5 protein-coding genes are annotated in these 7,428 nt (G+C 66.1%); all 5 read right to left on the bottom strand.

All coding sequences use genetic code 11. From position 1 onward, the window contains the following. Nucleotides 1-185 (bottom strand): hypothetical protein (locus AC6EI8_RS22155; protein WP_498382889.1); only part of this gene is annotated, 185 nt, incomplete at its 3' end. A gap of 446 nt (nt 186-631) precedes the next feature. Next, nucleotides 632-1,912: a DUF445 domain-containing protein gene (locus tag AC6EI8_RS22160; protein ID WP_498382890.1), complete on the bottom strand. Its 1,281-nt coding sequence runs from the start codon at nt 1,910-1,912 to the stop codon at nt 632-634. Nucleotides 1,913-2,041: 129 nt separating this feature from the next. Further along, a complete protein-coding gene (locus tag AC6EI8_RS22165) occupies nt 2,042-3,244 on the bottom strand; it encodes a ribonucleotide-diphosphate reductase subunit beta (RefSeq protein WP_149316597.1) in 1,203 nt (400 codons plus the stop codon). Between the two features lie 135 nt (nt 3,245-3,379). Then, nucleotides 3,380-6,316, bottom strand: a complete 2,937-nt coding sequence (locus AC6EI8_RS22170) for a ribonucleoside-diphosphate reductase subunit alpha (protein ID WP_226107108.1) — start codon at nt 6,314-6,316, stop codon at nt 3,380-3,382. A gap of 530 nt (nt 6,317-6,846) precedes the next feature. After that, nucleotides 6,847-7,428, bottom strand: a complete 582-nt coding sequence (gene ampD / locus AC6EI8_RS22175; RefSeq protein WP_498382891.1) for a 1,6-anhydro-N-acetylmuramyl-L-alanine amidase AmpD — start codon at nt 7,426-7,428, stop codon at nt 6,847-6,849.

Raw genomic sequence — 7,428 nt, forward strand, 5'->3', positions numbered from 1 at the left:
AGAAAACCCTGCCAGCCGCGCTGCCGGGGCGCGGCATCGTGGCCCGGTGACTTGGCGTGGCTGGCGTCATGCACCGCGAGCTGGATACCGGCATTCACCGGCCTGGTGGACGCGGTAGGGATCGCGCCGGCCTGCTCCGACGCGGAAGGCGCGGCAATGCCGCGGTGGATACTGGGAATGGTCATGTCGGCTCTCCCGCTGTGGAATCAGGCTGCTGGGTGGAAGGTTCGATTCGATCGTTCGACTGGAAGGGTCGAATCGGGGCGTTGAATCGAAGGATCGAATCGACGGGTCGCATCGAAGGATCGAATCGACGGGTCGCATCGAAGGATCGAGTCGACGGGTCGCATCGAAGGATCGAATCGACGGGTCGCATCGAAGGATCGAGTCGAAGGATCGAGTCGAGTCGTCGAATCGAATGGCAGCCATTGTTCCCGCGGCGGAGACGTCCGACCATGCCGTTAGGGCAGCGGACTATCGATTTTGGTCCGCTCCTTGCGGGGTTGGTGACCCAGGCCTCACGACGAGGGCCCGCCGCGGCAAAAACCTCTTGCAGTTCGGCGCGGACTTCAGGGTAAACACGCCCCTGGGAGTGAGACCCGGAAATGCACCCCGGAAGCCCGGCCGCCGCTCAGAAGATCTCGCCCAGGTGCGATACCAGGAAGAGCAGGATGCCGATGCAGCAACCCACCGCCGTGCCGCTGATCCGGATGTACTGCAGGTCGGGGCCGATGCTCAGTTCGATCTGCCGGGACATGTCCGTCGCGTCCCAGTTGCGCACCGTGTCGCTGATATGCGACGTCAGGAAGTCGGCGAACCGCGGTGCGGCCGTCGCGGCGAACGACTCGGCGTGGTCATTGATGGAGCGGCGCAATTCCTCGTCGCCGGACAGCTTCCGGCCGAACCACAGGCCCACGCGCTCGACCTGTTGCTGCAGCTGTGGCGAGCTCGCCTGGAGGTCGTTGGACAGCCATTCGCGGAGCGAGGCCCACACGCTGGCGGCATAGTCGGCAAGCTCGGGATTGCGCAGCACGAAGTCCTTCAGCTCCTCCCCCCTGCGCAGGAACGCTTCGTCGGTCTTGAGCCTCGCGATCAGCGCTTCGAGCGCCTTGTCGAAGGCCGTCCGCAGCTCGTGCGCCGGCATCCGGGCGACCTCGTCGAGAAAGTCGATCACGTTGGTGCGCGCCGCCTCCGCGGCCTTGTCGCCCAGCCACTCGGTCGGCAGCACGATCTGCTTCCACTTGTGTTCGCTCCTGAGCCAGTTGACCACGCGCTGGGCGATCAGCTGCTGGGTTTCCGGCCTTTTCAGCAGCGCGATCGCATGCCTGAGCACGGCGTCGAGCAGTTGCTGATGGCTGCCTCCCTTTGTCAGCATCTCCAGCACGGAAGCGAGCGCCGGCGAGAAATCGATGCGGCCGATGACCGTACGCGCGGCATCGTTGAGGAACGCCTGGATGCGCCGGTCGTCCACCAGATCGAGCAGCACGCCCATCAGATTGGCCGCGTGCTGACCGATGCGGCGCGCATTGGGGGGCTCGCTGAACCAGACCGCCAGCCGCTGGGCGGGATCGCTGCGCCGGATCAGGTCCGTCAGCACTTCGGGGTTCAGGAACTTGTCGCGAACGAACACCGCAAGATTGTCGGCGATGCGGTTCTTGTTCTTCGGGATGATCGCCGTATGCGGGATCGGCAGGCCAAGCGGGCGCCGGAACAGCGCCACGACCGCGAACCAGTCCGCCAGGCCGCCGACCATCGCGGCCTCGGCACCGGCCCGGACCAGCCGGACCCAGAACGTGGGCGGCAGGAACAGCGTCGCCACGAACACCGCCGCCGCCGCGCCGACGCATGCCAGCGCCACCCGTTGCATGCGCCGGAGTTCGGCTTCCTTGCCCGCGATCCGCTCTTGCTGCATGGCGTTCCCACCCCGCTCCGCTCGCACCCGCATCCTCCTTGATGAAAAAAGGGACGTTTCGACCGAAACGTCCCCTTCCTTACCGCTGATTTCGCTACCGTCCGACAGCCCGGCGCGACGCTGGCAATCTCAATCCCAGGACAGCGCACCGCCCGTCTGGTACTCGATCACGCGCGTCTCGAAGAAGTTGCGCTCCTTCTTCAGGTCGATCATCTCGCTCATCCACGGGAACGGGTTTTCCTCGTTCGGGAACAGCGGATCGAGGCCGATCTGCTGGCAGCGGCGGTTGCAGATGAAGCGCAGATAGCTCTTGAACATCGGCGCGTTCAGGCCCAGCACGCCGCGCGGCATGGTGTCCTCGGCGTAGCGGTATTCGAGGTCGACCGCCTTCCTGAACAGGCCGACGATCTCTTCCTTGAACTCCGCCGTCCACAGATGCGGGTTCTCGAGCTTGATCTGGTTGATCAGGTCGATGCCGAAATTGCAGTGCAGCGACTCGTCGCGCAGGATGTACTGGTACTGCTCGGCGGCGCCGGTCATCTTGTTCTGCCGGCCCATCGCCAGGATCTGCGTGAAGCCGACATAGAAGAACAGGCCTTCCATGATGCAGGCGAACACGATCAGCGACTTCAGCAGCTTCTGGTCGTTCTCCGGCGTGCCGGTCTTGAACGACGGATCGGTCAGCGTGTCGATGAACGGGATCAGGAACTCGTCCTTGTCGCGGATCGACGGCACCTCGTGATAGGCGTTGAAGATCTCGGCCTCGTTCAGCCCCAGCGACTCGACGATGTACTGGTAGGCGTGCGTGTGGATGGCCTCCTCGAAGGCCTGGCGCAGCAGGTACTGGCGGCACTCGGGCGCGGTGATCTGCCGGTAGGTGCCCAGCACGATGTTGTTGGCGGCCAGCGAATCGGCGGTGACGAAGAAGCCCAGGTTGCGCTTGATGATGCGGCGCTCGTCTTCGGTCAGGCCGTTCGGGTCCTTCCACAGCGCGATGTCGCGCGACATGTTGATTTCCTGCGGCATCCAGTGGTTGGCGCAGCCGGCCAGGTACTTCTCCCAGGCCCATTTGTACTTGAACGGCACCAGCTGGTTGACGTCGGTGGCGCCGTTGATCACGCGCTTGTCGGCGGCGTTGACGCGGCGCGTGCTCTGCGCGGCCGCGGCGTTCGGGTTGTTGCCGAGGATGCCGGCGCCCGGCTGCGTCGCAGCGGGCGGCAGCACGCCCTGCTGGTCGGCGGTGGCGGCGACGGCAGGTTGCAGGGCAGGTTGAGGCGCGGGCTGCGGGGCAGCCTGCGGATTGGCTTGAACGTCGTCGTCCCAGCTCAGCATGGTGTTGGTTCTCCGTGTAACGCTCTGGTGAGCCGGCCCCCGGGGCCGCGCGCGGCGCGGGCCATCGAGTCCGGATCGGGTACCAGTATCAGGACCAGCACGCGCGCCGCGTGGCGCCGCGTGCCGGCATTGCCGTTATTGGCAGGCCTCGCACTCGTCGAACCCCGGATCGCCCGGGCGCATCGTGCAGACCGCGCCTTCGGCTTCGGGCATCGCCGGCGCCGAGGCGGCGGCCTGGTCCAGCGCCGAGGCCGAGGCACCGCCGGCGGCGGCGCCCGACGACACCGCGTTCAGCGAACCGCGCGACACGGTCGACTTCTCGACGTGCGTGGCGGCGATGGTGCGCAGGTAGTAGGTCGTCTTCAGGCCGCGGATCCACGCCAGCTTGTAGGTGTCGTCCAGCTTCTTGCCCGAGGCGCCGGCCATGTAGATGTTCAGCGACTGGGCCTGGTCGATCCACTTCTGGCGGCGGCTGGCGGCCTCCACCAGCCAGGTCGGCTCGACCTCGAACGCGGTCGCGTACAGGTCGCGCAGGTCCTGCGGAATGCGGTCGATGCGGGCCAGCGAACCGTCGAAGTACTTCAGGTCGGCGACCATCACCTCGTCCCACAGGCCGCGTGCCTTCAGGTCGCGCACCAGGTAGTCGTTGACCACCGTGAACTCGCCCGACAGGTTCGACTTGACGTACAGGTTCTGGAAGGTCGGCTCGATGCAGGCCGACACGCCGATGATGTTCGAGATCGTCGCGGTCGGCGCGATCGCGATGCAGTTCGAGTTGCGCATGCCGTGCTGCTTGATGCGGGCGCGCAGCTTGTCCCAATCCATCGTCGACGACTGGTCGACCTCGAGGTAGCCGCCGCGTTCCTCGGCCAGCAGCTTCAGCGAGTCCTGCGGCAGGATGCCGCGATCCCACAGCGAGCCCTCGTAGGTGCTGTAGCGGCCGCGCTCCTCGGCCAGCTCGGTCGAGGCCTGGTAGGCGTAGTAGCAGACCGCTTCCATCGAGGTGTCGGCGAACTGCACGGCGGCGTCGCTGGCGTACGGCACGCGCAGCACGTGCAGGCAATCCTGGAAGCCCATGATGCCCATGCCGACCGGGCGGTGGCGCAGGTTCGAATTGCGCGCCTTGTCGACCGCGTAGTAGTTGATGTCGATCACGTTGTCGAGCATGCGCATCGCGGTGCGGATGGTCTTCTCGAGCTTGGCGTGGTCGAGCACGTGGCTGCCGTCGGCCTGCTGCTTCAGGTGGGCGACCAGGTTCACCGAACCCAGGTTGCAGACCGCGATTTCGCTGTCGTTGGTGTTCAGCGTGATCTCGGTGCACAGGTTCGAGCTGTGCACGACGCCGACGTGCTGCTGCGGGCTGCGGATGTTGCACGGATCCTTGAAGGTGATCCACGGATGGCCGGTCTCGAACAGCATGCCCAGCATCTTGCGCCACAGCTGCATCGCCGGGATCTTCTTGAACAGCTTGAGCTCGCCGCGCGCGACCTTCTCTTCGTAGCCGAGGTAGGCCTTCTCGAATTCCTTGCCGACCTTGTCGTGCAGGTCCGGGCAGGTCGACGGCGAGAACAGCGTCCATTCGCCGTTCTCCATCACGCGCTTCATGAACAGGTCCGGAATCCAGTTCGCGGTGTTCATGTCGTGCGTGCGGCGGCGGTCGTCGCCGGTGTTCTTGCGCAGCTCGAGGAATTCCTCGATGTCCAGGTGCCAGGTCTCCAGGTAGGCGCAGACCGCGCCCTTGCGCTTGCCGCCCTGGTTGACCGCCACGGCGGTGTCGTTGACCACCTTCAGGAACGGCACGACGCCCTGCGACTTGCCGTTGGTGCCCTTGATGTGCGAGCCCAGCGCGCGCACATTGGTCCAGTCGTTGCCCAGACCGCCGGCGAACTTCGACAGCAGCGCGTTCTCCTTCAGGCCCTCGTAGATGCCTTCGAGGTCGTCGGAGATCGTGGTCAGGTAGCACGAGGACAACTGCGAGCGGCGCGTGCCCGAGTTGAACAGCGTCGGCGTCGACGACATGAAGTCGAACGACGACAGCAGGTTGTAGAACTCGATGGCGCGGCCTTCACGGTCGCTCTCGTTCAGCGCCAGGCCCATCGCGACGCGCATGAAGAACGCCTGCGGCATCTCGATGCGGGTCTCGTCGATGTGCAGGAAGTAGCGGTCGTACAGCGTCTGCAGGCCCAGGTAGTTGAACTGGAAGTCGCGCGAGGCGTCCAGCGCCGCGCCCAGGCGCGCCAGGTCGAAGGTCGCCAGCTTCTCGTCGAGCAGCTCGGCCTCGATGCCGCGGGCGATGAACTTCGGGAAGTACTCGGCGTAGCGGCTGCCCATCTCGGCCTGGGTCACTTCCTCGCCGAGGATTTCCTTGCGGATGGTGTGCAGCAGGATGCGGGCGGTGACCTGGCTGTAGGCCGGGTCCTTCTCGATCAGCGTGCGGGCGGCGAGGATGGCCGAGTCGTAGACCTGGCTCATCGGCACGCCGTCGTACAGGTTCTTGACCGTTTCCTTCAGGATCGGCTCGGCCTCGACGCCGCCGCCCAGGCCGGCGCAGGCGGTGTCGATCAGCGCGTGCAGCGCGACCAGGTCCAGCGGTCGGGTGACGCCGCCATCGGTCACGTTGAAGCTGACGCCGCCCTGCACGCGGGCGACGGCCTGCGCGTTGGCGTGGCTGCGCTCCTGGTTGCGCTTCTCGCGGTAGAGCACGTAGGCGCGCGCGACCTCATGCTCGCCCGAGCGCATCAGCGCCAGCTCGACATGGTCCTGCACGTCCTCGATGTGGAAGGTGCCGCCGTTCGGACGGCTGCGCAGCAGCGCGCGCACCACGTTCTGGGTCAGCTGCTCGACCAGCTCGCGCACGCGCGCCGAGGCGGCGCCCTGCCCGCCGTTGACGGCGAGGAAGGCCTTGGTCATCGCCACCGAGATCTTGCTCGGCTCGAAAGCGACCACCGCGCCGTTGCGGCGGATGATCTTGTAATCCTGGTAGTTGCCAGCGGCGTTGTCAGCGGCGGGGCTCGGCTGCGCCACGGCGGCGGAACCGGCCTTGCCGGCGAATTCTTGTTGGGCCGTCTGCATGAAGCACTCCTGTTTTTTTGACCAGTGTTATCAACGACAAAGAGCCCCTGGAAAATGCGCAAAAAGAGACATCCCGGGCGCGGCGATGCCGTGCCGGATTACTGCCTTGCTGCATTCCCGTGGAGGGCTCTTGTGACGTGCCGACCCTGTGGCGCGCGAGTGTCGCGCGGTGCCGGCCGGCTGGAAACGCTTGACGCGCGTGGCGCGAAGGCAACCTGCCGAGCCCGTGGCGAACGCTGCACGCCTCCTAGGTCGGCTCCCCGAAAGCACCACTAGATATAGTGGTCATAACGAAAAGCTGGACTAAGTATAGTGAAATGAATCGCGTTGACCAGTCTTGACAAGCGCTTCCGCAGGCCGGTCCGGCGCCACGCGAACCTCCCACCTCCCCGCCAGACCAAGCGGCTCAAGGGTTGCGGCCGTTTTGTCGGTTGCCGCACCGACGAAAGAATTTTTTTCGATGAGCGCCGCGCTTCCGATAGCCCCGCCGATATCCCCCCGAAAGCCCCGCACCGGCAGGGGGTTTTCGGCTAGGAAGCCGCCCCATCGGGGCGGTACGGCAGCATCGCCGGAGCGAGCCCCGCCGCCTGCGCAAAGCGTGGCCAATCGAAGCACGGGCCGGGGTCGGTCTTGCGGCCCGGGGCGATATCGCTGTGGCCGGCGACGGCCCCGATTGGATAGGCGCGCAGCAGCAGCCGGGTCAGCGCGGCGGCGGTGTCGTACTGGGCCGGCTCGAACGGCAAGGTGTCGCAGCCTTCGAGCTCGATGCCGATCGAGAAGTCGTTGCAGCGCTCGCGGTCGAAGAAGGCCGACTGCCCGGCATGCCAGGCGCGGTCCTGGCACGAGACGAACTGCACCAGCTCGCCGCTGCGCCGCACCAGGAAATGCGCCGACACGCGGACCGCGTGGATGGTGGCGAAGAACGGATGGCGAGCCGGGTCGAGCCGGTTCAGGAACAGCGCCTCGATATCGTCGCTGCCGAACTCGCCGGGCGGCAGGCTGATGTTGTGCACCACCAGCAGGTCGACCGGCATGCCGGGCGGACGCGGATCGAAGTTGGGCGACGGCACCCGGCGCGCACCCTCGACCCAGCCCGCGCCGTCGAGCCGCAG

Source organism: Cupriavidus sp. R6-3, from assembly GCF_059772245.1.